Annotated in this window: 20 protein-coding genes and 1 pseudogene; 10 read left to right on the forward strand and 11 right to left on the reverse strand. The window is 57.9% G+C overall.

Translation table 11 applies throughout. The features are described from left to right. Positions 1-2: 2 nt before the first annotated feature. Positions 3-2,180 (reverse strand): methylmalonyl-CoA mutase, encoded by a 2,178-nt coding sequence (scpA, locus tag EAO39_RS12885; protein ID WP_120967945.1) that lies wholly within the window; start codon positions 2,178-2,180, stop codon positions 3-5. 132 nt (positions 2,181-2,312) lie between these two features. Between scpA and EAO39_RS12890 the strand changes: the two genes are divergently transcribed. The 3 genes from EAO39_RS12890 to EAO39_RS12900 all read left to right on the forward strand — a co-directional run bounded on the left by EAO39_RS12890 (position 2,313) and on the right by EAO39_RS12900 (position 6,948). Further along, positions 2,313-2,948: a GntR family transcriptional regulator gene (locus EAO39_RS12890; RefSeq protein WP_120967947.1), complete on the forward strand. Its 636-nt coding sequence runs from the start codon at positions 2,313-2,315 to the stop codon at positions 2,946-2,948. 272 nt (positions 2,949-3,220) lie between these two features. Continuing rightward, positions 3,221-4,741 carry an MHYT domain-containing protein gene (locus tag EAO39_RS12895; protein WP_240466989.1) on the forward strand — a complete coding sequence of 507 codons (1,521 nt, stop codon included), beginning with the start codon at positions 3,221-3,223 and terminating at the stop codon, positions 4,739-4,741. Between the two features lie 281 nt (positions 4,742-5,022). Next, positions 5,023-6,948, forward strand: coding sequence for a long-chain fatty acid--CoA ligase (locus EAO39_RS12900; protein WP_162989642.1), 1,926 nt, complete (start codon positions 5,023-5,025; stop codon positions 6,946-6,948). Positions 6,949-7,359: 411 nt separating this feature from the next. Here EAO39_RS12900 and EAO39_RS12905 read toward each other — a convergent pair whose 3' ends face one another. The 3 genes from EAO39_RS12905 to EAO39_RS22595 form a co-directional block, all read right to left on the reverse strand. Continuing rightward, the gene (locus tag EAO39_RS12905) at positions 7,360-7,758 is read right to left on the reverse strand and encodes a VOC family protein (protein ID WP_120967953.1); all 399 of its coding nucleotides are present in this window, start codon (positions 7,756-7,758) and stop codon (positions 7,360-7,362) included. Between the two features lie 204 nt (positions 7,759-7,962). After that, positions 7,963-9,699 carry an amidohydrolase gene (locus tag EAO39_RS12910; RefSeq protein ID WP_120967955.1) on the reverse strand — a complete coding sequence of 579 codons (1,737 nt, stop codon included), beginning with the start codon at positions 9,697-9,699 and terminating at the stop codon, positions 7,963-7,965. Between the two features lie 94 nt (positions 9,700-9,793). After that, complete coding sequence (locus EAO39_RS22595; RefSeq protein WP_162989561.1) at positions 9,794-10,099, reverse strand: hypothetical protein; 306 nt, start codon at positions 10,097-10,099, stop codon at positions 9,794-9,796. A gap of 279 nt (positions 10,100-10,378) precedes the next feature. Here EAO39_RS22595 and dusA point away from each other — a divergent pair, with 279 nt between their 5' ends. Beyond that, complete coding sequence (gene dusA, locus EAO39_RS12915) at positions 10,379-11,404, forward strand: tRNA dihydrouridine(20/20a) synthase DusA (protein ID WP_120967957.1); 1,026 nt, start codon at positions 10,379-10,381, stop codon at positions 11,402-11,404. A gap of 145 nt (positions 11,405-11,549) precedes the next feature. Here the strand turns inward: dusA and rpiA are convergent, their stop codons facing one another. Next, entirely contained in the window at positions 11,550-12,248 is a 699-nt protein-coding gene (gene rpiA / locus EAO39_RS12920; RefSeq protein ID WP_120967959.1) for a ribose-5-phosphate isomerase RpiA, read from the reverse strand. Between the two features lie 34 nt (positions 12,249-12,282). Here rpiA and EAO39_RS12925 point away from each other — a divergent pair, with 34 nt between their 5' ends. Further along, positions 12,283-13,329: a quinone-dependent dihydroorotate dehydrogenase gene (locus EAO39_RS12925; protein WP_120967960.1), complete on the forward strand. Its 1,047-nt coding sequence runs from the start codon at positions 12,283-12,285 to the stop codon at positions 13,327-13,329. A gap of 87 nt (positions 13,330-13,416) precedes the next feature. Here the strand turns inward: EAO39_RS12925 and EAO39_RS12930 are convergent, their stop codons facing one another. The 3 genes from EAO39_RS12930 to EAO39_RS12940 are packed head-to-tail and all read right to left on the reverse strand — an operon-like array spanning position 13,417 to position 14,532. Beyond that, the gene (locus EAO39_RS12930) at positions 13,417-13,797 is read right to left on the reverse strand and encodes a hypothetical protein (RefSeq protein WP_120967962.1); all 381 of its coding nucleotides are present in this window, start codon (positions 13,795-13,797) and stop codon (positions 13,417-13,419) included. Between the two features lies 1 nt (position 13,798). Continuing rightward, the gene (locus EAO39_RS12935) at positions 13,799-14,194 is read right to left on the reverse strand and encodes a phage holin family protein (protein ID WP_120971044.1); all 396 of its coding nucleotides are present in this window, start codon (positions 14,192-14,194) and stop codon (positions 13,799-13,801) included. Between the two features lie 26 nt (positions 14,195-14,220). After that, complete coding sequence (locus EAO39_RS12940) at positions 14,221-14,532, reverse strand: DUF883 domain-containing protein (RefSeq protein ID WP_120967964.1); 312 nt, start codon at positions 14,530-14,532, stop codon at positions 14,221-14,223. A gap of 889 nt (positions 14,533-15,421) precedes the next feature. On the opposite strand from EAO39_RS12940, the gene EAO39_RS12945 reads away from it, so the two are divergent. The 4 genes from EAO39_RS12945 to EAO39_RS12955 all read left to right on the forward strand — a co-directional run bounded on the left by EAO39_RS12945 (position 15,422) and on the right by EAO39_RS12955 (position 18,166). Beyond that, entirely contained in the window at positions 15,422-16,792 is a 1,371-nt protein-coding gene (locus tag EAO39_RS12945; protein ID WP_120967966.1) for an MFS transporter, read from the forward strand. A 207-nt stretch (positions 16,793-16,999) separates the two neighbouring features. Beyond that, positions 17,000-17,137, forward strand: a complete 138-nt coding sequence (locus EAO39_RS22600; RefSeq protein ID WP_162989562.1) for a hypothetical protein — start codon at positions 17,000-17,002, stop codon at positions 17,135-17,137. Positions 17,138-17,385: 248 nt separating this feature from the next. Then, positions 17,386-17,739, forward strand: a complete 354-nt coding sequence (locus tag EAO39_RS12950) for a zinc ribbon domain-containing protein YjdM (protein WP_120971046.1) — start codon at positions 17,386-17,388, stop codon at positions 17,737-17,739. Positions 17,740-17,926: 187 nt separating this feature from the next. After that, positions 17,927-18,166 (forward strand): hypothetical protein, encoded by a 240-nt coding sequence (locus EAO39_RS12955; protein ID WP_120967968.1) that lies wholly within the window; start codon positions 17,927-17,929, stop codon positions 18,164-18,166. A gap of 462 nt (positions 18,167-18,628) precedes the next feature. Here EAO39_RS12955 and EAO39_RS12960 read toward each other — a convergent pair whose 3' ends face one another. Together EAO39_RS12960 and EAO39_RS12965 are read right to left on the reverse strand one after the other, a co-directional pair. After that, positions 18,629-19,921, reverse strand: coding sequence for a type II toxin-antitoxin system HipA family toxin (locus EAO39_RS12960; protein ID WP_120967970.1), 1,293 nt, complete (start codon positions 19,919-19,921; stop codon positions 18,629-18,631). Continuing rightward, positions 19,911-20,189, reverse strand: coding sequence for a helix-turn-helix transcriptional regulator (locus EAO39_RS12965; RefSeq protein WP_120967972.1), 279 nt, complete (start codon positions 20,187-20,189; stop codon positions 19,911-19,913). Before EAO39_RS12965 ends, EAO39_RS12960 begins: the two co-directional genes overlap by 11 nt. A gap of 567 nt (positions 20,190-20,756) precedes the next feature. Here EAO39_RS12965 and EAO39_RS12970 point away from each other — a divergent pair. After that, entirely contained in the window at positions 20,757-25,034 is a 4,278-nt protein-coding gene (locus EAO39_RS12970; RefSeq protein WP_120967974.1) for a tetratricopeptide repeat protein, read from the forward strand. 57 nt (positions 25,035-25,091) lie between these two features. Here EAO39_RS12970 and EAO39_RS22605 read toward each other — a convergent pair. Further along, a pseudogene (locus tag EAO39_RS22605) lies at positions 25,092-25,250 on the reverse strand (hypothetical protein); the annotation flags it as partial. Positions 25,251-25,378 lie beyond the last annotated feature (128 nt).

Below are 25,378 nucleotides of genomic sequence, written 5' to 3' on the forward strand. Positions count from 1 at the left end.
GATCAAAGACCGTTGGCCTTCTTGATCTGCTCGAGCACGTCCTTGGCGCTGGCAGGAATTGGCGTGCCGGGGCCGTAGACGCCCTTGACGCCGGCGTTGTACAGAAAATCATAGTCCTGCGCAGGAATCACGCCGCCCACGAAGACGATGATGTCGTCAGCGCCTTGTTTTTGCAGCTCGGCAATGATGGCGGGCACCAGAGTCTTGTGACCGGCAGCCAGGGTGGAGACACCCACGGCGTGCACATCGTTTTCAATCGCCTGGCGGGCGCATTCCTCGGGTGTCTGGAACAGCGGGCCCATGTCCACGTCAAAACCCAGATCGGCAAAGGCGGTAGCCACCACCTTGGCGCCACGGTCATGACCGTCCTGACCCAACTTGGCAATCATCACGCGAGGGCGACGACCCAGGGCTTCGGAGGCGGTGTTGATTTCTTCCTTCAGCTTGTCCCAGCCTTCGGCGGAGTCGTAAGCGGCAGCGTACACACCGGTCACCTTTTGCGTATCGGCGCGGTGGCGGCCGTAGACTTTTTCCAGCGCGTCGGAAACTTCACCCACGGTGGCGCGCAGGCGCACGGCCTTGATAGCCAGATCCAGCAGATTGCCTTGGCCCGATTCTGCTGCCGAAGTGAGAGCAGCCAGCGCTTGTTCCACCTGGGTTGTATCGCGTTTTGCCTTGATATCCTTCAGACGATTGATCTGGCCGTCGCGCACCTTGACGTTGTCGATTTCCAGAATGTCGACCGGATCTTCCTTGGCCAACTTGTATTTATTGACGCCGACGATGACTTCCTTGCCGGAGTCGATGCGGGCCTGCTTTTCGGCGGCGGCGGCTTCGATCTTGAGCTTGGCCCAGCCCGAATCCACGGCCGCGGTCATGCCGCCCATGGCATCCACTTCCTCGATGATGGCCCAGGCCTTGTCGGCCATTTCCTGGGTCAGCTTTTCCATCATGTAGGAACCGGCCCAGGGGTCGATCACATTGGTGATGTGGGTTTCTTCCTGAATGATCAGCTGGGTATTGCGGGCAATACGGGCGGAGAACTCGGTAGGCAGGGCAATGGCTTCATCCAGCGCATTGGTGTGCAGCGACTGGGTGCCGCCAAAGACGGCTGCCATGGCCTCGATGGTGGTGCGTACCACATTGTTGTAAGGATCCTGCTCGGTCAGCGACCAACCGGAAGTCTGGCAGTGGGTGCGCAGCATCAGGCTCTTGGGGTTCTTGGCACCGGTCTTTTGCATGATGCGACACCACAGCAGGCGGGCAGCGCGCATCTTGGCCACTTCCAGATAGAAGTTCATGCCAATCGCCCAGAAGAAGGACAGGCGGCCCGCAAAAGCGTCAACGTCCATGCCTTTTTCCACGGCGGTCTTCACGTATTCCTTGCCGTCGGCCAGGGTGAAGGCCAACTCCAGCGCCTGGTTGGCGCCGGCTTCCTGCATGTGATAGCCGGAGATCGAGATCGAGTTGAACTTGGGCATGTTCGCGCTCGTGTACTCGATGATGTCGCCGATGATCTTCATCGACGGCTTGGGCGGGTAGATATAAGTGTTGCGCACCATGAACTCTTTCAGAATGTCGTTCTGAATCGTTCCGGAGAGCTGGTCCTGCGACACACCTTGTTCTTCGGCCGCCACCACATAGCCGGCCAGCACGGGCAGGACGGCGCCGTTCATGGTCATGGAGACTGAGACCTTATCCAGCGGGATCTGGTTGAAGAGCACCTTCATGTCTTCCACCGAATCGATCGCTACGCCGGCCTTGCCCACGTCGCCCGTCACGCGGGGATGGTCGGAGTCATAGCCGCGGTGCGTGGCCAGATCGAAGGCCACGGAAACGCCTTGACCGCCGGCAGCCAGGGCCTTGCGATAGAAGGCATTGGATTCCTCGGCGGTGGAAAAACCGGCGTACTGGCGAATCGTCCAGGGACGGCCCGCGTACATGGTGGCCTGAGGACCGCGAATATAGGGAGCAAAACCCGGCAGCGTGTCGGTGTAGGCCAGATCGGCAGTGTCTTGCGCCGTGTACAGAGGCTTGACGGTGATGCCGTCCGGCGTGACCCAGTTCAGATTGTTGATGTCTCCACCGGGGGCCGCCTTGTTGGCAGCCTTGTTCCAGGCTTGCAGATCAGCAGCGGGAAATTCGGTCTGGCCCTGGGCTGTCGGGTTCTCTTGGCTCATGGTGTCTCTCTTGTCCTGTGCGCGAAACGCGACGAAGTTTTGAGTGGAATTGCGGTGAAGTACCTAGATGTCGCAAGTGTACATTATTCATAATTATGAATTCAAAATATTCAGCATCTACAATCGGGCGACATGACAAGAAAAACTTTGACCCCCAGCGCACTGTATGAACAAGTGGCGGAGCAGTTGCGCCAGCGCATCTTTCAGCATGAGCTGGAGCCGGGCGCCTGGATTGACGAACTCAAGCTTGCCGAGGAATACGGCATCAGCCGCACGCCTTTGCGCGAGGCGCTGAAAGTGCTGGCTGCCGAAGGCCTGGTCACCATGAAGGTGCGCCGCGGCGCCTATGTGACCGAAGTCTCGCCCAAGGATATTGCCGACGTCTACCACCTGCTGAGCTTGCTGGAAGCAGATGCTGCCAAGGTCGTGGCCGATACGGCCAGCGACGAGCAACTGGCCGCTTTGCATGAAACCCACCAACAGTTGGTGGACAACACCGAGGACGCGGATCGTTTCTTTGAGCTCAATGAGAGCTTTCACATGCAAATCCTGGACTACGCAGACAACCGCTGGCGCGATCAGCTGGTGGCCGATTTGCGCAAGGTCATGAAGCTCAATCGCCACAAGTCGCTGTTCAAGCAAGGCCGTATCAAGGATTCGCTGGCTGAGCACGAGGCCATCATGTCCGCTTTGCTGCAGCGCAATGGAGACATGGCGGCGACGGCAGTACGCGAGCATTTCAGCAATGGGCTGGTAGCCGCCACCTAGCCGCAGCAACACGGCTTGCGCGCAGCGTCACCTCGCCCACGCTTTAAGTGGCGTGTACGCCCAGCCCAGATCCCGCCGCAAATGCCGCGCATGGCTTGGTAAGACGATTCTGATCGCGCGTCAGTTTTATCCTGCAGACACAAACACCTACATATTTCACTAGCTGAAATTACCCATTTTGTGGGAAGCTATAGATGTAACTGAATGCTCGATACATTCCTACAGGATTTCTCGTAATGCTGGCCCACTTTTTCTGGAGCGGTCCCTCAGATATGCCCCCAACCATGGGCGAGCATGATCTATGGCTGGTTCTGCTCTCGTTTCTGGTCAGCGTGATTGCTTCCAGCCAGGCCTTGCGCCTGGCTGCATTGGCGCAAAAAGCCGTTACACCACAGTTGCGCATGCTGGCCATTGGCAGCGGCAGTCTCAGCCTGGGCGCCGGTATCTGGGCCATGCACTTCATTGCCATGCTGGGATACACCCTGCATGCCGATGTGAAATATGACCTGCCGCTGACCATACTCTCCATCTTCCCTGGCATTGCTGCTTCGGCCGTGGTGCTGGCGCTGCTGGCCAGGCCACAGCTGCAGCGCTTGCCGCTGATTCTGGGAGGAATTTTGGTGGGCCTGGGTATCGCCGCCATGCATTACAGCGGCATGGCTGCCATGCAAACGCATTCGCCACACCAATACTCCGCCCCCTGGTTTACGCTGTCGCTGCTGGTGGGTATTGCACTGGCCATGTTGGCACTCTGGGTACGCTTCGGTCTGGCGAGCGCTGATCTATCGCATTCGCTGGCCCGCAAGATGGGGGCATCCATCATCATGGGCGGCGCCATAGCCGGCATGCACTACACCGCCATGCTGGCCTTGCGCGTAAGCGATGGGTATGAGAGTGCGCTATATGAGCAGATGCCTGGCGACGACTCTCAGGTTCTGGCCCTGACGATTGCCCTGGTCGCACTGGGCGTAGGCAGCCTGATCGTTCAGGCCAATGCCTTGCTGCATTACCGCTCACGCTGGATGATTGAAGACATGAATGCCGCCCATCTGCGTGCCCTGGTGCAAATGGCCGCAGACGGCATTATCTGCATAGACACCTGCGGCATCGTGCTCGATTACAACCCTGCCGCACAGCGCATCTTTGGCTGGAGCGCGCAGGAGGTCATAGGCCGGAGCGTGAAAATGCTCATGCCCGCTGCCCTGGCCGATCAGCACGACCACTATGTCTTGCAGCACGAGAAAATTCAGCAAGACGGCGGTCCTCCGCTCAAGGACAAGGTCTCGGAAGTGCTGGCCCAGCACAAGGACGGCACGCTGATTCCACTGCGCCTGGCGCTCAGCCAGGCCGACGCCCGCGGGCAACGCATGTATGTGGGCATCTTGACGGATCTGAGCGAGCAGAAGAAGACCGCACGCGATCTGCGTATTGCCGTCACCGTGTTTGAGCACAGCTACGAAGGTGTGGTGGTGCTGGATGCCAACCGCCGCGTGGTGGACATCAATCCGGCCTACGAGCGCATGAGCGGCCTGTCGCGCAAAACCGCGCGCAACAAGGAATTTTCGGCCCTGTACATCGATATCGCCGATGATGCCGGCGCCACAGCGAGTGTTTCCAGCATCTGGACCGAAGTGCTGCGTACCGGCCACTGGCAAGGCGACTGGAAGCTGTTGCATACCGGCAACCCGCACCACCTGTCCATCACCGCCGTGCGCGATGAACATGACCGGGTACACCACTACATCGGCGTTTGCTATGAAGGTATCAGGCAGCAGCAATCCGTCGCTCATTGATGACAGGTTGCGATTGCCGGATATTGCTATTAAATAAGTAGCTATATTCGGATATATCTATTGGTCTTGCAGGCTATTTTCTCTATATTTTCAGCGCAGCAGGTCGTGGATGGCCCGGGCAGGTCGCGGCGTCTGCCGGCCTTAGCGCACAAGCAGCTATTATTCCGGGAGCTGCAGGATTAGCTGCAACGGCATGTCGCCCGGCAGCTGGCTCGCTCCAAGTTCGCCCATCTCCCAGGATTCGACCCATGACAAATTCCACTGCCACCGCCGTGCTGGAAATGGCCAATCTGCCGGCCTCCATCACCCAGGCACAGACTTTGCCGCAATTGCTGGCGCTGCGCGTGAGCGAAACACCCGAGGGCGAGGCTTACCGTAGTTTTGACGAAAGCCGCCAGCAATGGAGCAGCTTGAGCTGGAAGCAGACGGAGGAACGTGTGCTGCAATGGTGCAAGGCACTGGCCGCCCAGCAGCTGCCTGCTGGCGCGCGCGTAGCCATTTTGCTGCCCAACGGCCTGGATGCCATGACCATGGACCAGGCCAGTCTGCGCTGCGCCCTGGTACCGGTGCCGCTGCACGCCATCGATAACGCCGGCAGTGTGGCCTATATCCTGGCCGATTCCGGTGCCTCCTTGCTGCTGGTGGCCGACGCCAAAGCCTGGCAAAAAATATGCGCCACGGGCCAGAGCCTGCCCGAGCTCAAGGCCGTCATCCTAGCCCCTCAGGGCAAGGCGGCAGAAGAGGGCTACGACGCTCGGCGGCTGGTCGATGAAAACGCGTCGCCAGAAATACAGGCATTGCAGCAAATACCGCTGCTTCCTCTATCTCAGTGGCTAGCCAAGGGCCGGGAACAAAACAGGCCCTTGCCTGCGCCGCCGGCCGAAGAGGACCTGGCAGGCATCGTCTACACCTCGGGTACCACAGGCAAGCCCAAAGGCGTGATGCTGACCCACCGCAATGTGGTCAGCGACCTGCATGCCGTCATGCAACGGGTACAGGCTTTTCCCAGCGATGTGTTTCTCTCGTTTCTGCCGCTGTCGCATACCTTTGAACGCACCACGGGCTACTACCTGGCGGTGGCCTGCGGCTCCTGCGTGGCCTATGCCCGATCGGTGGCTCAGATTGCCGAGGACATGAAGACCGTCAAGCCTACGGTGCTCATCTCCGTACCGCGCATCTATGAACGCGTGAATGCCAAGATTGTCGAGGCGCTGGCCAAATCGCCATTCAAGCACCGGCTTTTCAACGCTGCCGTGGCTGTAGGGTGGAAGCGTTTTTGCCAAGCCCAGGGCATCAAACCCGAAGCGGCTGCTGCCGAAGCTGATACGGACACCGGTGGCTGGATGCAGCATCTTCCCTGGTGGCTGCTGCAAATACTGGTTGCCAAGCCGCTGCTGGCCCAGTTTGGCGGGCGCTTGCGCGCCGCCGTCAGTGGTGGCGCACCGCTGTCGGCCGCCAACGCCCGCGTATTTCTGGGCCTGGGTCTGCCCTTGATACAGGGCTATGGCATGACGGAAACAGCGCCTGTCGTGGCGGCCAATGCGCTGGACGACAACCATCCGGCCACCGTAGGCCGGGCCTTGCCCACCGCCGAGTTGCGCATCGGCGAAGACCGCGAGCTGCAGATTCGCGGCCCCATGGTGATGCGCGGCTACTGGAACCGCCCCGAAGACACGGCCAAGACCTTTACCGCAGACGGCTGGCTCAAGACCGGCGATCAAGCCGTCATGGAAGACGGACGAGTTCGGATTCAAGGGCGCATCAAAGAGATCATCGTCACCTCTACTGGCGAGAAAGTGCCGCCCAACGATGTGGAGCAAGCCATCATGGCCGATCCGCTGTTCGAGCAAGTCCTGATACTGGGCGAAGACCGGCCCTTCATCGCCTGCATCGCCGTGGTCAACACCACAGAATGGCAGGCCATGGCCCAGGCGCAGGGCCTGGACGCCTCAGACCCTGCCAGCCTCAACCACTCGGCGGCAGAACGCGAAGCCTTGGCCCGTATCGAAAAGCAGACCCGCAGCTTTGCCCGCTATGCCGTGCCGCGCGCAGTGCATCTGGTTCAGGAGCCCTGGACGATTGACAACAGTCTCATGACCCCTACCCTCAAGCTCAAACGCAAGAACCTGATGGCCTATTACGAGCAGGACATCGAGACCATGTACGGGAAACCAGTCGATCGCTGGAAAAACAGCGTGGTTGTTTGACATTAGGCCCGCTTTAGCGGGCCTCTAGTTTTTAGGTCGAGTTGTGCCTTTTCATTTTTTAGGTCTGCCAATCACCTACATGTAAGTTACATTAAATATTAAAATACGCTGACGAAATTGGCGTTGCCTCGAAACTCCAGGTCCAAGATGCGTTGAGCTCCCAGAGCGTGACGCTGCAAACACAGGTCTTGCTACTTGGTTGCTTTGCAGGCACACCTCGCATTGCGGTATTTCTGTACTAACCTGGCTTTGTCCAGCGCGGTCTGCCACCTCGACTCAATCACCAATCGCCGATGGACCAAGTCGTGTGCGCCACTCTGTGCCCTGTCGTGCTGCCACCAACAGATCGCGGGATCTATGCCAGCAATACTCGAAAACTCTCAGACCCGACAACGGCCTGGGGCCCCTCCGCTAGCCCTCTCCGCCGGCCGGCGCCAAATCTTGGTGTATGCAGAGATAGTTGCCCTCGGTATCTTTGAACCAGGCAGCTTTCTCGGACCCCAGCACGCAAACATGGTTGAGGGTCTTGAAGTCCGGAAAGTCGTAGTCCTCGAACACCACTCCCCTGCCCTTGAGCTCTTCGACGCTTGCGGCAATGTCCGAGACCTGGAAACTGATGGCCGTATGTTCCGCTTTGGTGCCACCGGGCTTGGGAAACAATGCCAGTGCACTGCCGCCGACCATATAGACAAACTTGCCGTCGGGGCGTAACACCCCACGCGTCAAGCCCAGACAGCCTTCATAGAAGGCCCGGGCGCGATCCATATCCATCACCGGCAGCATCGTCGTCACAGCACAATGGGTCAGCATAAGAGCTCCTTTCGCCCGAAGCTGCCATAGCGCAGCCGGTAAGCCGAGCAGCCCAAGCTTAGTCCTCGCTTTGCCATTGCACTAGCCACCGCCACCGCAAATGAACTGGACGACATAGACTTTACGACTGGCCACATGCCTACCCGCTGCAGATAGGGAGAGCGCAGAAGCACGCAGCATCTGCCCCCTCCCCTCAAGCCTCGATCAGCGAGCGGCCTGATAGACCGACTGGCCTTCGACGATGGTCTCGAGCACCTTGATGTCCTTGATGGCCATGGGATCGACCTTGGCGAGGTTATCGGACAGAACCACCATGTCCGCGTACTTGCCGACTTCGATGGAGCCCCGCTCTTTTTCCTCAAAGTTCTGGTAGGCGGCGTTGATCGTCGTCGCGCGTAAGGCATCGGCGACTGGAATACGCTGCTCCGCGCCCAGGACCACGCCGCTGGTGGTCGCGCGGTTCACGGCAGACCAGATCAGGCGCATGGGCTCCATGGGCACGATGGGCGTGTCCGTGTGGATGGTGTAGACCAGACCCCGCTCCTTGGCCGAGCGCGCCGGGCTGATGCGTGATGCCCGATCCGGGCCGATGAAGATGTCGCGGTGACGGTCACCCCAGTAATAGGTGTGCAGCACAAAAAAGGAGGGGATGGCAGCCAGACGCTTGACCTCGTCCAGCTGATCCTCTCGCATCATCTGCGAGTGGATCAGGACTTGCCTGGCATCTTTGCGCGGCGATGCCTCCTGCGCCTTGCGGTAGGCATACAGCACATCGTCGATGGCCGCATCGCCATTGGCGTGGATCATGATCTGGCGGCCGGATTCGTGCACTTTCAGCACTCTTGCCGCCAGATCTTCGCGGGTAAAGCGCGGAAATCCACGGTAATGCGTGTCGCCGTGAAAAGGCGTGTGGTAATGCTCGCCCAGATAGCCGGTATAGCCCTGGATCGAGCCGTCCGAGAACTCCTTGACCCCGCCAACCTTGATCTTGCCGCTGCTCAGCTTCACCTTGTCCACGGCGTCCATGGTGTCGAAGCCGCTCCAGGTCACCACACGGATAGGCAGTTTTCCGGCCAACGCCGTCTCATCAAGCATCTTCAACAGGGCGGGCGTGGTCGCTGCACCGTGGTTGGCCGTCGTGACACCGTGCGATGCGTACCATTGCCCGGCCAGGCGAATGCCTTCGCGCTGCTGGGCGTCGGTCAACGCCGGCCGGATTTTGGCAACCAGGTACAAGGCCGTCTCCTCCAGCACACCATCGGGCTCGCCCTTGGCATTCTTGCGAATGACTCCTCCCTCAGGGTTGGGAGTGCTGGCCGTGATGCCCGCCAGGGCCAGCGCGGCGCTGTTGGCGACGGCGAGGTGGCCCGAGACATGGGTCAGGAAAATCGGCTGTGTCGCCGAAATCTGGTCGAGATCGGCGCGCGTGGGATGGCGCTTTTCGGCCAGCAAAGTGTCGTCGTAGCCCGAGCCGCTGACCCACTCCTTGGCACCAACCTTGGCCTGCTGGGCCTTGAGCAGCGTCACAATGTCGCCGATGTTGCGCACCGTGCCTATGGGCGGACTGTTCAGATCGGCCACAAAAGTGCCCGTCAATTTGGCGACGGCAAAGTGGCTGTGCGCGTCATAGATGCCGGGGATCATGGTCTTGCCCTGCAGGTCCACCACCTTGGTGTTGGCTCCTATAAATCCGGCAATGTCTTTGGCTGCGCCCACGGCCAGAATTTTTCCGTCACGTATGGCCACGGCCTCGGCCTGCGCATTGCTCTGGTCTACCGTCAAAATATTGGCGTTGGTGTAGACAAGCTGGGCTTCTGGCTTGGCGGCTTCTTTGCCCGCGCAGGCGGTCAGCGCAATGCTGGCAATAAGAGCCAGTCCCAGGTAGTTACGGCTGCGCTCGCTCGGCCTCGATGGTTGAAGCAAGCTGGTATCTGGATGCATATGAAGTCTCTGATCGATTCAATTCCAATGGCCGCCAGCTGCCAGCTGGCCATTGCGCGTTTGACACACAGGCGCAGCTATGCGCTGAGCCTGGTCAATGGATAAAGAGGAAAGGCGCCTGCCAATGCTGGCCGTTCGTTGGCCTGCTCGGCAGGGCCGGTGTGCTGTCGCGGATGGCGTAGCGGTCCGTGGGCTTGACCGGCAGATGTGCCGATGCACCATCGCTTGTGTATGAGCGGATGCAAGTCCAGTGTGTCAAGGCTATGGCAAGCGCTCGTAATTGCTTTGCGGGAATACCCGAGATTCCGCTGCTTTGCAGAAGCTTTTCAGCCCATTCAGCCTTGACGCCCCAAGCCAACACCTCGCCAAGCTCAGCCTTCTCCAATTGGCTAGCGGGCATTCTGTGGGCAAGCCTCTTGCGTTTTAGCTTGCCCTGGCCAAAGCCTTGCGAGTGAAAGTTTGCGCCTCTGTGTGCACAATACTACCCTTATCCTTTAGACGGATCCGGGCTGCACATGCGCTCTGGCCGTCCGCTCTCTTCCTGGCTGTAGTCGTCCCCTGCTGCCAGTGCTACATGCTGTTTTCGTAGCACTGCCTGTAGCACTCAGGGACATGAATCGGGGTTTTGGGGCGTTTTTCAGGGTGCTGAATCAGTGCTGCAAGCCCTCGAATGTCATCGATGAACGATATAAACATCAAAGAAAATCAACCACTTCACAACATGTGGCGCATGTCGGTTGCCCCCATGATGGATTGGACAGATAGGCACTGCCGTTATCTGCACCGCCTGCTCAGCCAGCACACCTTGCTCTACACCGAGATGGTGACCACCGGTGCCCTGATCCATGGCGATGTTCCGCGCCATCTGCGTTTCGATCCTAGCGAGCACCCTGTTGCCCTGCAACTGGGCGGCAGCGAGCCTGCCGATCTGGCGCAAAGCGCCCGTCTGGGTGCGCAATGGGGCTATGACGAGATCAACCTCAACTGCGGCTGCCCCAGCGAACGCGTGCAGCGCGGCTCGTTTGGCGCCTGTTTGATGAACGAGGCCAGTCTGGTGGCCGATTGCGTCAAGGCCATGGTGGATGTGGTGGACGTGCCAGTCACCGTCAAGCACCGCATCGGCATCGACAAGATCGAGAGCTATGACTTTGTGTGCGATTTCGTAGGCACAGTGGCCGATGCCGGCTGTGAGGTGTTTATCGTCCACGCCCGCAACGCCTGGCTCAAAGGCCTGTCGCCCAAGGAGAACCGCGAGATTCCGCCGCTGCGCTATGAGATGGTGAGTCAGCTCAAAAAAGACTTTCCCCAGCTCACGATTGCCGTCAATGGCGGCATCAAGACCGATGACACCGTGCTGGAGCAGTTGCAACAGGTCGACGGCGTGATGGTGGGCCGTGAGGCCTACCACAACCCCTGGTGGCTGGCCTCCTGGGATGCGCTGTTCTATGGCGACGACAGCAAGGAGCGCACGCGCGAAAGCGTGGAAGAGCAGATGGTGCTCTATATGGAGCGCGAAGCCCGCGAGCATGGCACGCACTGGTACTCCATTGCCCGCCACATGCTGGGCCTGCGCAACGGCCTGCCCGGTGCCCGCCGCTGGCGACAGACCTGGAGCGATCACCGCCTCAAGACCCTGCCCCCGCACGAGGTGATGAAACTGGCGCGCACCAAGCCTGCCGACTTGCCGGAAGCCGCTACTATTTAAATAGCTACTTACGCTTATAGATAATAGGCTATAGCCTATTTTTAATTAAAAAAGGCTGCAAAAAGGCCCTGCCGGTGAATTCCACTGGCAGGGCCTTTTCAATCCAGCCGCTCAAGCCGCAACAGCGGCCGCGAACCAGCCGTTTTTAGTATTCCAGCGTCTGCACGCCTTGTGCCGTTCCCAGCAGACACACGGCAGCCTTCTGGTGGGCAAAGACACCCACAGTCACCACGCCTGGCCATTGGTTGACGTCGGACTCAAACGCCAGCGGATCGGCAATCTTCAGATTGCGCACATCCAGAATATGCTGGCCGTTGTCGGTTACCACGGGCGTGCCGTCCTTCATGCGGATTTGTGCCGTCACGTCAGCGCCCATGGCTTCGAAGCGGCGGGCAATCTGAGCGGCAGCCATGGGAATCACTTCCACGGGCAGAGGAAAGTTGCCCAGCACATCCACACGCTTGGACTCATCGGCAATGCAGACAAAGCGCTCAGCCAGAGCCGCCACAATCTTCTCGCGAGTCAAAGCAGCGCCGCCGCCCTTGACCATATAGCCCTTGCCGTCAATCTCGTCAGCACCGTCGATGTAGACGGCCAGGCTGTCCACTTCGTTGGCATCGAACACCTTGATGCCCAGGGCCTTCAGGCGCTCGGTGCTGGCCACGGAGCTGGAGACAGCGCCCAGAATCTGATCCTTGATGGTGGCAAGTGCATCGATGAACTTGTTGACCGTGGAGCCCGTGCCCACGCCCACAATAGCGCCGGCCACCACGTATTTCAGCGCGGCTTGTCCGACCAAAGTTTTCAGTTCATCTTGAGAAAGGGAAGCAACAGGTGTCGTCATGAGGGAAAATCCAGATAATCCTGCGATTATCCTCATGTCTCTTATTCCTTACTCCCTGACCCGTCCTATTCTTTTCGGCATGGACCCCGAAGCCGCTCACGACTTCACCATGAATTTCATGGCCAAGGGTCAGAACACCTTGCTGCAAAAAGCCTGGGAGCGCCCGCTGATCAGCGACCCCATCGAGCTGGCGGGTCTGAAGTTTCCCAACCGTGTGGGCATGGCCGCAGGCCTGGACAAGAACGCCCGCTGCATCGACGCGCTGGCCGCCATGGGTTTCGGCTTTGTGGAAGTAGGCACCGTCACGCCCCGCCCCCAGCCTGGCAACCCCAAGCCACGCATGTTCCGCATCCCTGAAAAAAAGGCCTTGATCAACCGCCTGGGCTTCAACAACGAAGGTCTGGATGCCTTCCTGGCCAATGTGCGCCGCTCGCAAGTGCGCGCCAATGGTGCGCCCATGCTGCTCGGTCTGAACATCGGCAAGAACGCCACCACGCCGATTGAAGAAGCGACCAGCGACTATCTGAAGGCCCTGGACGGCGTCTACCCTCACGCCGACTACGTGACCGTGAACATCAGCTCGCCCAACACCAAGAATTTGCGCGCTTTGCAAAGCGATGAAGCGCTGGACGCGCTGCTGGGCGCCGTTGCCGAGCGCCGCGAGCAACTGGCCACCCAACACGGCAAGCGCACACCGGTGTTTGTGAAGATTGCTCCTGATCTGGACGAAGAGCAGGTCGGCGTCATCGCCGCCACCTTGCAGCGCCATGGCATGGATGGCGTCATCGCTACCAACACCACCATCAGCCGCAAGGCCGTCAAGGGCTTGCAGCATGCCGAAGAAACCGGCGGGCTCTCGGGCGCTCCGGTGCTGGAAGCCAGCAACCAGGTCATCCGCCAGCTGCGCTCGGCTTTGGGCAGCCGCTTCCCCATCATTGGCGTGGGCGGCATCATGAGCGGCGCAGATGCCGTCAGCAAAATCCGCGCCGGCGCCGATGTGGTGCAGATCTACAGCGGCCTGATCTATCGCGGCCCCGAACTGGTGAGTGAATCTGCGCAGGCCATTGCGAACATGCGCTGATCGACTTTCAAAGCCCACAGAAAAACAGCCCGTCAACGCAAGTTGCACGGGCTGTTTTGTGGAGGTTAGCGCTGTATCAGCGCTGCTTTATGGCTCGCGCCGTTTTTGCTGCAGCCGTATGACCCAGGGCAGAATCACGCCGCCCAGGCGAAACAGCTTGCGCGGCCCTACGGCCAAAGCTGCAGCAGCGGCAACCGCCACGGCCACAGGATGCAAACGGGCAAAAGTCATCAAGCGTTCGGTCAACGGCGCATCGGCGCGCACGTGATCGCCCGACTGCGAATCGCGCAGCGCCAGGGCTTGCGCCCGGGCCGATGCACGCGCACGCAGCCGTCCGCGCTGTACCGCAATGCGGCGCAGCACTTTTTGCTGATCAACGGTAGCTTGCTCCCACAGGGCGAGATTCACGCCCGCAGGCGGCCCGGCTGGAGCGGGCTGCATGGAGGATGTTGGCACGGCATCTGTCATGCTAGAGCTTCACTTTGAGAGCTTGCCAGTCGGTCTTGAGCTCATTGCGGGTCAAGGCAAAAGGCTTGGACAGCTGACGCACCACAGCCAGTAAACGCCACAGGGCCAGGGCCCAGATCAGCGTCCAGCCACCGCCCAGGCACCAGGCCACGGTGGCGCGATGGGGGGTATCCCAAAACTGCACCACCAGAGCCAGAGACAGGATCACCAGCGCCACCACCGTCAAGCCGCCCAGTGCCACCACCAGGATCAGCAAGGTCTGCAAGCTGCGCTTGTGCTCTCGCCACTCCAGCCGCGCCAGATCGACGCGGTCTTCGGCGGCAATAGCCGTTTCGATGGCCACTGCGCGCCAACGCGCCGTCAAGGCATCCAGACCTAACAGTGAATTCCAGTTCACAGGCAATTTGTGTGCTGAGCGGTCAATTAACGGCGGCCCAGCATAAAGCCGACCAGAGCACCGACAGCCAGAGCCGCGCCGGCAACGCGCCAAGGTTCGTCATGGGCGTAGCGGTCTGCAGCGTCGGCAGCATCGCGGGCCTGGCGAGCGGCTTCCTGCGCAGCGCGCACGGCCGATTCACGGGCATGAGACATGCCATCGTCCAGACGCTGACGCAGCACGCTGATTTCAGGAATCTTGTCCAGGTCTCGCGAAGACAGCAGACCGCGCAGATCGCTGACCAGCTTTTCCAGATCGTCTTGAGCGGAGGAAACGGTGTCGGTAAGAGTACGGGACATATGCGACCTTTCTTGGTGAATTGTGGAGTGCCGCCACAGGGACGTGCGCTGATGGGCGCTACTGGAAGTTCAAAACCAGAGCAGGCTCAGTGACACGAATTGCGTAGCAAAAGTGCAAGCGCTTATCGGACTGCCTGCGTACATCTTAACCACAGCAGCCACTGCATAGACGCATCTGCCGCCCGCTCGGCCATCAGACTGCTGCTGTATTGCCTGCTATCAAAGCAGTGAAAGCTAAATAATCAAAGGCTCGCAGCAGGTTTGTGGCTTGAAGAGCGGCGGATAAGGCCGCAAGCGCGATCTCCAACCGCCACCCTGCCGCTGGGCGTCAAAGCGGGCCTCAGAGACAAATCTCCCCCTGTACAAGCCGCTCGCAGCCGCCGAAATACAGCCGCGTTTCAAGCCTCAAAGCCAGGCTAGGGCTTACCCTTGGTGTCGCGATATGTCAATCATTGTTCATGATGCGTCAAGCCCGTGGCGTATCCGCAACCTACATTGACCTCGAACCTGCAGGCAATGCTTGGCAAGCGCTTCACGGCTGTACGCCAACGAGTGGCTCGCCGCCCAGGTTCTGGCGATGAATGGCGGAAATACGATATGAATTTGGAACTGGAAGACAAACGCGCATTGGCCAGCGGTGGCAGTCGCGGTAGAGGCACGATCATCGCCAGCCCATTGGCGCAGCCTGGGGCAGCCGTCAAGAACGACACCATGGCGACAAGAGGCCGAGGGCCCGAAACCCTTCCCTGCTAGCGCCCCACTCTACCCAGCCCATCAGCCCAGGCTTTCAAGCCCTGGCATGCCGACCGGGACTGCCAAGACAGGCGTCGACAGACGATCAGGACTGTCTCGAGTTGAACCACATACAACAACATGAGCTAAGACTGCGATGAACCCAAGCGCAACAATCACCCAGGGCATCACGCCCAGGCAAGCCAATGCGGATGTCGATGCAGACAATGCGCTGTATTCGAAGATCAGCTGGCGCATCCTGCCCCTGCTGCTGCTTTGCTACATGGTCGCCTACCTCGACCGTATCAACATCGGCTATGCGCAGATCCAGATGAAGCAGACGCTGGATTTTGGCGTTGCCGCTTACGGCTTTGGCGCCGGTCTGTTCTTTATCGGCTACTTTCTGTTTGAAGTGCCCAGCAACCTGCTGCTAGAGAAAATCGGCACCCGCAAGACCCTCATGCGCATCATGGTCATCTGGGGCATCGTCGCCACAGCCATGGCCTGGGTCTCCACGCCCATGCAGTTCTACGTGGCGCGCTTTTTGCTCGGCGCCTTTGAAGCCGGCTTCTTCCCCGGCGTCATCCTCTACTTCACCTACTGGTACCCCTCGGCCCGCCGCGGCCGCGTGATCTCCATCTTCCTGTCCGCCGTCATGGGCATGGCCGTCATCGCCGGCCCGCTGTGCGGCGCCATCCTCAAGTACATGAACGGCATCGACGGCCTGCACGGCTGGCAATGGCTGTTCCTGATTCAAGGCCCTCCCGCCTGCGTCCTGGGCCTGATCCTGTACTTCTACCTGCAAGACAAGCCTGCCGACGCTAAATGGCTAAGCGATGCCGAAAAAGCCCGCCTGCAGCACAACATCGACAACGATGCCGGTCTTGGCGGCGGCGGCCACCATGGCCACAAGAGCGGTCACGGCAACAAAACCCCTCTGAGCCTGCTGCTGCGCGACCCCAAGGTCTACGCCCTGTCGCTCGCCTATTTCATGATGCACGGCGCCACCTACCTGTTCGTCTTCTGGATGCCCACCGTCATCCAGGGCCTGGGCGTACAGGACGTGCTGCACGTAGGCATCTACTCCGCCCTGCCCTTTATCGCGGGCCTGTTCGGCATGATCATCTTCGGCGCCAGCTCGGACAAATTCCGCGAACGTCGCTGGCATTTCTTCATCGCCACCGGCATGGCCATTGTCGGTCTCGTCATCACGCTGCAGATGCACGGACACCTGGAAGGCTCGCTGATCGCACTGGCCTTCACCCTCATCGGCCTGGCCGCCTTGCCACCACTGTTCTTTGCCCTGGTCAGCGACTACCTGTCGCCCGCCGTAGCCGCAGGCGGCATCGCCCTCATCAGCAGCCTGGGCAACCTCGGCTCTGCCGCCAGCCCTATGCTCTCCGGCATCCTGACCCAGTACACCGGCAACAAGCACTACAGCATCTACCTGGTGCTGGGCATGCTGATCCTCTCCGTCATCGTGCTGATGCTGGCCACCATCCGCAAGGCCAAAGCCCAGCGAGCTTGAGAAGACTCAGAGCGCTAGAGAGCGCCTGACAGCAAGAGCTGATCCATAAGAAAAGACCAACGCCAGGTGCAGACAATGCACTTGCCGTTGGTCTTTTGACGTTAAAAACCTATAAAAACAGCCTCTAGTGCTGATGCATCAAGCGCTGAAAGCTATCAAAATCATGATTCACTGAGCGCGATCGGCAGCTAACCTGATCCAGCGCCAATGCCCTGCTCGAGCGAGCTGGTCATCAAGGGCTACATGACCGCATCGGCCAAGATCACACGCTTTCGCCTGGTCGCGCCGCTGCAGGCCGAAGGCATCAGCCGCGACGACTACCGCGCGGAATTCGAGTACGAATAGTTTTAACCAAAACAGCCGCTATCGCTCGCCTATCAGACGCGAGCAGCTATCAAAATTGCAAGCAGATAACCAGAGCGGCTTTTGAACTGTCTGGCCAAGCCACACGGCACATGACGCGACCTCTGTGCCGCGTGACTGCCGCTGAAGGTGCGCGCGCGGTGCATGCAATCCGCACCCCGCCAGGCCACTACTGCCTAGGCGGTAACCTTAGCCCCTTCTCTTCAGAGCATTTGAACGAAAGCGAATCCTTGAGCCATTCCACCCTGCCCTCTTGCCCCCAATGCGGCCTGGACAACACCTACCCCGATGGCGACCAGCTGGTCTGCCCCGACTGCGCCCACGAATGGTCGGCCAGCGCGCCCACCGATGACGAAGACAGCGGCCCGCGCATCATCAAAGACGCCAACGGCACACCGCTGGCCGACGGCGACAGCGTGCTGCTGGTCAAGGACTTGAAGGTCAAAGGCTCGTCCACCGTCATCAAAAAGGGCACCAAGATCAAAGGCATTCGCCTGGTCTATGACAACGGCGACCACGACGTGGATTGCAAGACCGACCAAGGCCCCTTCATCCTGAAGTCAGAGTTCTTGAAAAAGGCCTGAGCCTTCTTGGCTTGACACCCGCTGCTGCGGGTTGATGCCCTCAATGAGAACATTCCGCCATGGAGCAAGGCCGGAATGTTCTCAGTAGGCCCTTCATTCGAGACACCACAACGCTCAAGCTTGGCTGGCGGCGGCACGCCAACAGCGGCCGCCCGCATCCCACAAGAATCAATAAAAAGGAAATTCCATGAGCTGCGATCACCAAAAAGTGCTGGACCTGGCCCAGGCCGGCCACTGGGAAGAGGCCCACGCCATTGCGCAAAAGCACGGCGATGAACTGTCTTGCCAAATCCATGGCTATCTGCACCGGGTCGAGGGAGATCTGAGCAACGCCCGCTATTGGTACGGACGCGGCAACAGCCAACTGCCTGCCAACACCCTGGCAGAAGAATGGGCTCGTTTGCAAGCCTCCATTCAAACCTCGTGATGCGCATGTGATGCGCGGCGCAGCCGTTGAGCCTGCCCGCTGCGGCCAAGCCTTCATTGTTCTCGCAGAAGAGCCGCCCCAATCGCCCAGCAAAAAGGCAGCCTGAGCTGCCTTTCTTTGACTCCGCGCCTAAGCTTGCTGTCTACCGCAGAGGCTGACGCTTCCTCTTAGGTTTGCCGAGGGTGTGAACTGAAAACGAGGTAGTCAGTACATGGCGAACGTTATCTACGCTGCAAAATATGCAACAAATACGACTCCAGCCTTTACCCATCAAGCACTGACAGCTATCAAAACAGTTTCTGCAGTTGAGTTGAATGGTTGCGCAAAAAATTACCGATCGGTAATTTTTATTCATCAATCCACTTAAAGTGCAAATTATTTCCCGAACGGGAATTTTTTATGTGCCCGCGATCCGTGCAGCACTACGGCCTTGGCCGACACCCCCTCGCCTGCAGACAGCAATCACGCAGAAGCCAAGCGCTTGAGCGTCAGGGAGCAGCGCTGTTCGATCAGCTGCACGATCTGCTCCACCACCGCATTGCCTGCAAAGCCATGTTGCGGCGCAGCCTGCAGCTGGCGCGCGGCCGCTGGCAGCTCGGTGGCCAGCACCTGCAATCGCTTTTTACTGGCGGCTTTGGCCAAACCAGCACTCTCGGCAAACTGCTCCCAGTGCCGCACCTCCAGCTCGCTAAACTTGTACTTGCTGCCAATTTTCATGGCCATCTTGGGCGTCAGCTGGGGATAGATCGCTGTCGCGAGCAGATCGTAAAACGGTGCCAGCGCAGGTGACTTGCCGGCATAGAGCAGCGAAAAGTTCTTGCCATGGGCATCGTGGTTGCCGATCAAGGCATTAAAGGTCACCCCATCCAGCAGCCGCAGAATCTGCGGAGCGCTAGGTTTTGTCACAGCGCGCAGCAGGCCAAAACACTGCGCCAAGCCAGGCCCGCCCTCGTTTTGGTACTTCATCTCGGGCACCACGCCTAGTGCCTGGCAAAAATCCTCCTGGTGCAAGCGCTCGCGCTGACCTGCAGCATTGAGCACGCGGTCATAGCGCTCCACCAATAAAAAAGAACGGCCCAGCACCTGGTGAATACGCGCCGGTGCCGGGCGCAGCCCCATCACCTCAGCCAGCAGCATGCAAAAGCCTTCGTTGGCCACGCTGTCATCCACCGCATGAATGGCGGGCTTCAAGATATGCGAGCTGGGCGCGCCATTGCGCGGTAGGCCGATCCGCACTGAACCCGGATTGCTCTCATCCACCACCACGGGCAGCTTGTCCTGCGCCCCGGCCAGCGACAACCGCAAGCCGTCATCGCCCGCCAGCATGGGACGGCGCGGCAGCTCGTCCAGAATTGCGATCAGCTTTTCATCGCTGAGCCACTCCACATCACCCTCTGCACCGGTCGCCCCAGCCCCGTTAGTCTGTGGCAAGGCCTGTCCAGGCTCCAGAAAAGTCACCGCCCCCGCGCACTCGCCGCCAATATGGTCCAGCATAGCGAAATCGTTCTGCCCCGACACCTGAAACTGCTGCGCAATCAGGCGGCGCATCTGCCCCTCGGGCAGCAGACCGGCGAAGAAAGGCCGGGTCTGGTGATCGTCAAACGGCTCGGCCTGCAGCGGCAGCGACTGCGATAAGGCTGTGGCCTGCGGCTGCGTCAACCAGTCAGGCGCATAGGCAAAGCTCAGCCGCCCATGCACCAGCGACAGGCTGCCCACGCGCCGGTCAAACAGCCAGACGTCAAGTTCATGCGCCATGGCGTGCGCCCTGCACTACTGCTGCCCGGTCAGCAGCGTCTTCAGGTGCAGCGTCCGGCAAGCCACTCAACTGCAATTCGCCGCCCAGCGCATCAATCACCCGCAGCACATGCTCCAGCCGCACCGTGGGCTTACCCGACTCCAGATCCACAATAAAACGCGTGCCCACGCCTGCGGCCAAAGCCAGCTGTGGCTGAGTCAGCCCCAGTTGTTTGCGGGCGGTGCGCAAGGCCGCGCCCAGTTGGTCGGTGGTGTGAATGGTTGACATAAGGTGGCCTAGCCTGAAAATTCCCGTTCGGGAAATTATGAAGCCAAACCTCAGCCTGCGGTGAAATATTTCCCGATTGGGAAATTTGCCACACGACCGAAGCCAACGCCTCCACACAAGGTATTAGTCAGAATTTGCTCTAACGCTTATCTATCAAGCGCAAGCAGCTATCAAAAACTACAAGCCCTTCACCGGGCGCCACGCCATCAACTCGCTGGGCCGCAAGCCATAGCGCGCCAGCACGCCTTCGTGCAGGCGGCGCAGCTCGTCCAGAATCAGCGCCTTGACTTCGGCTTGCTGCGCGGCGGCGCACGATAGCCTGCACGGCTTGTTCTACCAATGCCACCGCATCGCCACCCAGTTGCTGTACCACGGTGCGCACCGTGCCTTTGATCAGGTTAAGCCAACTCAACCGCAGCGGGTCTGGCTCGGCCAGAGTTTGACGGATAGCCGTGTATTTCTGTGTGCTGAGCTTATAGGCCAAGAGAGACAACCGAGGGTTTACGTAAGTGAGCAATTAACTGACTTTAAGCGGTTAACATCGCGTGCAACAACGCCTTCTCGCTTATGAATAAACAAAACACTTTGATTGCAGTTGCGACTGCATGGGGACCAAAATATGGCGGCATAAATGCATTTAACTACGACCTTCTCATTGCGATAGCTGCTGCACACTGGTCATGGTTGCGGGTAGTCTGCGTTGTCGCCGAATGTGCTGACGACGAAATACGACTAGTCTGGGATCAATACCAAATAGAACTCATTAGTCTTGAATTGACCGGGGGATCAATCGGGAAGGAGCATGCAACGCTGGTACGGTCAAAACTTCAATCAAAAGGTCTGGGTGAGAAATCTGACGAAATAGTCTTCTTAGGGCATGACCGAATTACAGGTGCAGCAGCCATCGAATTGGCAAGAACTCACGGTGGGCGATCAGCACTCATCCATCACATGAGTTATGCGCACTATGAAAGTTTTGCTGAGGACAGTGCAACCTCAAAAAGCAAGGAAAGCGAGCAAAGGCAATTATTTACTGATTCCAACATTTGTTTGGCAGTCGGGCCACTTTTACAAAGCGCTGCGGCGAATATGTTGGACCGTCGAAGTACCGACATCCCCATGCTGATACCAGGTCTTGCCGAGATTTCACCGCGGAGGCATCACAACACCTTCGTTGCATTTGTCAGTGGCAGACTTGATGCAGGTGCCCAGAAGATCAAACAGGCACATCTGGGCGTAGCGGGGTTTGCCTATGCAGTCCACCAATGTGATTCAAACTCCGGCCTACCGGATGCCCTCCGTGGCGAGAACGAGCCCCGCATCATACTGCGCGGTATTGAGCTAGAAGAGACTCCCAATACAGATTCGACCGGGGCCGAAGTCGAATTGAAAGAACTGGCTCAGCAACATGCGGGGCGCGTCATCAGCCTACAGGCATTGCCATTTACCCAAAACCGTACCGAGCTATTTGACGAGTTAAAGGCAGCCAGTGTGTGTCTCATGCCTTCGTGGCATGAAGGGTTCGGCCTAGTGGCATGGGAAGCCATCGCAGCAGGTGTACCCCTCATCTTGAGCCAGAAGAGCGGCGCCTATCATTTCTTAAAAATGCTAAGAAAAGAGAACTTGGTTCACGCCATCGACGTTAAAGGACAAAACGGATCTCCTTTCTTCGCTAAAGCAGACAAAGAGGCCGTTGCAAACCTGTTAATCGAGATTGCGAAGAATTATTCATCCGTGCGAGCGGATGCATTACGGCTCAGAGAAGAATTACAAAATGACTACCACTGGCGAGCATGTGCGGACACTTTTATAGCCGCACTTGATTGGCATACCCCCACAGCGTCGGCTATTGCGCCGCCGCCACAAGTATCGCCCGCAACCACCACTCCACCAATTGCAACCAATCTGGCCCAATGGTTAGCCTTACCTGCGCCGCTTTGGAACCAGCACAGCGGCTTGAGCCCCAGTCAACTTCTAAAGGCCGAAGAAGCATTGATTCCTTTCGCGCAAGAACGCTTTCAATTTTTGCAAACGCAGCTTAATTGGGCTAAGACATCGGCCTACCCTGCTTGCGTCCGACTACTGACCGGAGAGGGTGGCTCTGGAAAAACCAGGCTTGCGCTTGAGATGTGCAAATGCCTATTGAAAGAGGGCTGGGCGGCTGGATTTCTTAAGGGTGACTTTCAGACACAATCCGCACAAAGTTTGGCAAAAGCGCTCTCAAAAAGCCAACAACCGGTTTTATTGGTAATCGATTACGCAGAGACGCGCACAACTGAACTGCTTGGAATTTTGGCAGCTGTTTTGTCGCAAAACGCTGCTTCGCCAATACGGTTTCTATTACTGGCTCGCAGTAGCGGTGAATGGTGGAGGCAACTCCCCATGTACGAAACGCGATGCGAAGCCCTGCTGGATGGTTTTGCCACTACAGGCCCTTACAGCTTACCTGGGTTATATGAGCAAGTCAGTGAGCGCAATAAGGCGTTCAACCAAGCATTAACCGCTTTTGCAAAAGCTCTTAATGTTACGTCACCAAATATTCAACCTGACTTAAGTGCCGAGCAATACCACAGCCCCTTGTTTCTGCAAATGGCTGCCTTGTTGACTTTGTTGGGGGAGCGCACAGCCAATGCGGAAGCACTCCCACAGTCATTGGTGCGGCATGAACAACGCTACTGGTACAAGGTCGCAGCCAACTCAAGCTGTGAGAGTGAAGCCAATCTAATGATGAGTTTGGTGACTTTGATTGGCTATGCCTCCACAGCAAAGGCAATCGAACCACTATGGGTTGCCGCTGATGGACAGCAGCCTAATCTCAAACCACTTTTCACAGGCTTGACACCACTTTACCCAGGCCGCCAGGGGCTCGGTGCACTGCAACCCGACCTATTGGGTGAAGCACTCATTGGTCACCAAGTCTTGGGCTCAGAAGGAGGAGCGCTACTTGACGCAGTGCTGGGGGAAAAGGCCAGTGTGACGCAACGCACTCATGCACTGACCATATTGGCTCGCCTGCTTCGTTACCGTTCCGCTGTATCTACCCCACTTGAAATTGCATTAAGCAAGAACTTTGCACGCTGCGCACAGCCGCTATTTCAAGTGTGTATCCAAACACCTAGCCCTCTGTTCTTAGTTGCGGAACGAAGTTTCAAGAGATTAAGTCCTACTGTCGCACTACAAGTGGCTGGACTTCTTGAACAAAACTTCAAATACGAAGTCCTCCCATTAGCAGGCCTGGAATTGCTAATTCGCGAAACAATTAATACGCAAGCAGAGCGCCGTTGCCAAAAGGTCAAAGCTTCAATCGGCGACTGGAACATTTTTAGCAAAACGCTTTTAAACCTCAGCATTGCAAATAGACAACTTGGCAAAACAGCTCAAGCTCTTAATTTTTCCAAGCAGTCTTTAGATATTCGTCAATGGCTTGCCAAAAATAATCCCGAGCGTTTTGAACCAGGCTTGGCTTCATCCTTGAGCAATTACGCAAGCCACTTGTCTGACGTCGAAGACATCACGCAGGCCCTAGTCTTTGCCAAGCAGGCTTTGGATATTCATCAACGGCTTGCCAAAAATAATCCAGGGCATTTCGAACCAAACTTGGCTTCGTCCTTGGGAAATTACGCAAATCACTTATCGGATGCCGGAGACTCCATGCAGGCTCTTGAATTTTCCAAGCAAGCTTTGGATATTCATCAACGGCTTGCCAAAGATACGCCCGAACGCTTTGAACCAGACTTTGCCTCGTCCTTGAGCAATTACGCAAGCCACTTGTCTGACGTCGGAGAAACCACTCAGGCGCTGGACTTTTCCAAGCAGGCTTTGGATATTCGTCAACGGCTTGCCAAAGATATGCCCGAGCGTTTTGAACCAAACTTGGCTTCGTCCTTGAGCAATTACGCAAGCCACTTGTCCGAAGTCGAAGACACCACGCAGGCCCTGGACTTTGCCAAGCAGGCTTTGGATATTCATCAACGGCTTGCCAAAGATAAACCCGAGCGTTTTGAACCAAACTTGGCTTCGTCCTTGTTAAATTACGCAAATCACTTGTCGGATTTCGGAGACGCCATACAGGCCATAGAATTTTCCAGGCAGGCTTTGGATATTCATCAACGGCTTACCAAAGATAATCCAGAGCGTTTTGAAGCAGCCTTGGCTTCATCCTTTGGCAATTACGCAAATCATTTGTCGTACGTCGGAGAAACCACCCAGGCTCTGGACTTTTCCAAGCTCGCTTTTGATATTCGTAAACGGCTTGCCAAAGATAATCCAGAACGTTTTGAACCAGATTTAGCAAAATCCTTGAACAATTACGCAAATCACTTATCGGACATCGGAGACATCACGCAGGCGCTGGACTTTTCCAAGCAGGCTTTGCTTATTTACGAGCGGCTTGCCAACGTACACCGCGCCAAGTTCGCAGCTGACGCGCTTAATTCTCAGCTCACTGTCACATTATTAACATGGCTAGTTGACGGAAGAAATTTGCTTGCGCCATCCAGCGAGCCATGCAACGCTGAAGAGCCCTACCTTATGCGACCTGCTCGCTTTTACCAATTTATGCTACTAGCACTCGGAAGACAGGAACCCTCTGAGATCGCCAGTTCAATGGACGCTGTGTGGGACAGTTGGAATGCGATGTCTAAATCCCAGCAAACACACTGCGATTCACAATACCTCGTCATTTGCGCATATGCACAAGCCAATGCTTGCCTTGACTCAAGGTTTAGCAACTGGCCGCAGCAATTGGAAGCGTTCGATCGGCGGCGAAACGACAAGCGTCCACAGTGGATGGCACAAGTGGCGAAACGCAAATCCTTTGCTATCGGTGTCGAGCATACAAATTAAAAAAGCCGCGCAGTCCTTCCAGAATCTGCACAACCCGCTACTGAATCAGTAGCATTCTCAGGTGATTGACCTACTTACTTGCGTGCAGGAACCGTGCGCCACTTCCGCCGCCATGCCGATGGTCTTGCCAAGGGTTGGGTGGGGGTGGATGGTCTTGCCGATGTCCACGGTGTCAGCGCCCATTTCGATGGCCAGCATGATTTCACCCATCATGTCGTCACCGCTGCTGCACACCCTTCCCAGCCCGCCACTCCCTATGCCGCAAGCCATAGCGCGCCAGCACGCCTTCGAGCAGGCAGCGCAGCTCGTCCAGAAACAGCATCAAAACCATCACCTCCAACGAA

The sequence above is a fragment of the Comamonas sp. lk genome (genome assembly GCF_900564145.1).
In the GTDB taxonomy this organism is placed as follows: Bacteria; Pseudomonadota; Gammaproteobacteria; order Burkholderiales; family Burkholderiaceae_C; genus Comamonas.

Excerpts from the sequence above, each read along its gene's own strand:
- scpA (WP_120967945.1), bottom strand. The coding sequence starts at position 2,180 with ATGAGCCAAGAGAACCCGACAGCCCAGGGCCAGACCGAATTTCCCGCT.
- EAO39_RS12890 (WP_120967947.1), top strand. The coding sequence starts at position 2,313 with ATGACAAGAAAAACTTTGACCCCCAGCGCACTGTATGAACAAGTGGCG.
- EAO39_RS12895 (WP_240466989.1), top strand. The coding sequence starts at position 3,221 with ATGCCCCCAACCATGGGCGAGCATGATCTATGGCTGGTTCTGCTCTCG.
- EAO39_RS12900 (WP_162989642.1), top strand. The coding sequence starts at position 5,023 with ATGGCCAATCTGCCGGCCTCCATCACCCAGGCACAGACTTTGCCGCAA.
- EAO39_RS12905 (WP_120967953.1), bottom strand. The coding sequence starts at position 7,758 with ATGCTGACCCATTGTGCTGTGACGACGATGCTGCCGGTGATGGATATG.
- EAO39_RS12910 (WP_120967955.1), bottom strand. The coding sequence starts at position 9,699 with ATGCATCCAGATACCAGCTTGCTTCAACCATCGAGGCCGAGCGAGCGC.
- EAO39_RS22595 (WP_162989561.1), bottom strand. The coding sequence starts at position 10,099 with ATGCCCGCTAGCCAATTGGAGAAGGCTGAGCTTGGCGAGGTGTTGGCT.
- dusA (WP_120967957.1), top strand. The coding sequence starts at position 10,379 with ATGAACGATATAAACATCAAAGAAAATCAACCACTTCACAACATGTGG.
- rpiA (WP_120967959.1), bottom strand. The coding sequence starts at position 12,248 with ATGACGACACCTGTTGCTTCCCTTTCTCAAGATGAACTGAAAACTTTG.
- EAO39_RS12925 (WP_120967960.1), top strand. The coding sequence starts at position 12,283 with ATGTCTCTTATTCCTTACTCCCTGACCCGTCCTATTCTTTTCGGCATG.
- EAO39_RS12930 (WP_120967962.1), bottom strand. The coding sequence starts at position 13,797 with ATGACAGATGCCGTGCCAACATCCTCCATGCAGCCCGCTCCAGCCGGG.
- EAO39_RS12940 (WP_120967964.1), bottom strand. The coding sequence starts at position 14,532 with ATGTCCCGTACTCTTACCGACACCGTTTCCTCCGCTCAAGACGATCTG.
- EAO39_RS12945 (WP_120967966.1), top strand. The coding sequence starts at position 15,422 with ATGAACCCAAGCGCAACAATCACCCAGGGCATCACGCCCAGGCAAGCC.
- EAO39_RS22600 (WP_162989562.1), top strand. The coding sequence starts at position 17,000 with ATGCCCTGCTCGAGCGAGCTGGTCATCAAGGGCTACATGACCGCATCG.
- EAO39_RS12955 (WP_120967968.1), top strand. The coding sequence starts at position 17,927 with ATGAGCTGCGATCACCAAAAAGTGCTGGACCTGGCCCAGGCCGGCCAC.
- EAO39_RS12960 (WP_120967970.1), bottom strand. The coding sequence starts at position 19,921 with ATGGCGCATGAACTTGACGTCTGGCTGTTTGACCGGCGCGTGGGCAGC.
- EAO39_RS12965 (WP_120967972.1), bottom strand. The coding sequence starts at position 20,189 with ATGTCAACCATTCACACCACCGACCAACTGGGCGCGGCCTTGCGCACC.
- EAO39_RS12970 (WP_120967974.1), top strand. The coding sequence starts at position 20,757 with ATGAATAAACAAAACACTTTGATTGCAGTTGCGACTGCATGGGGACCA.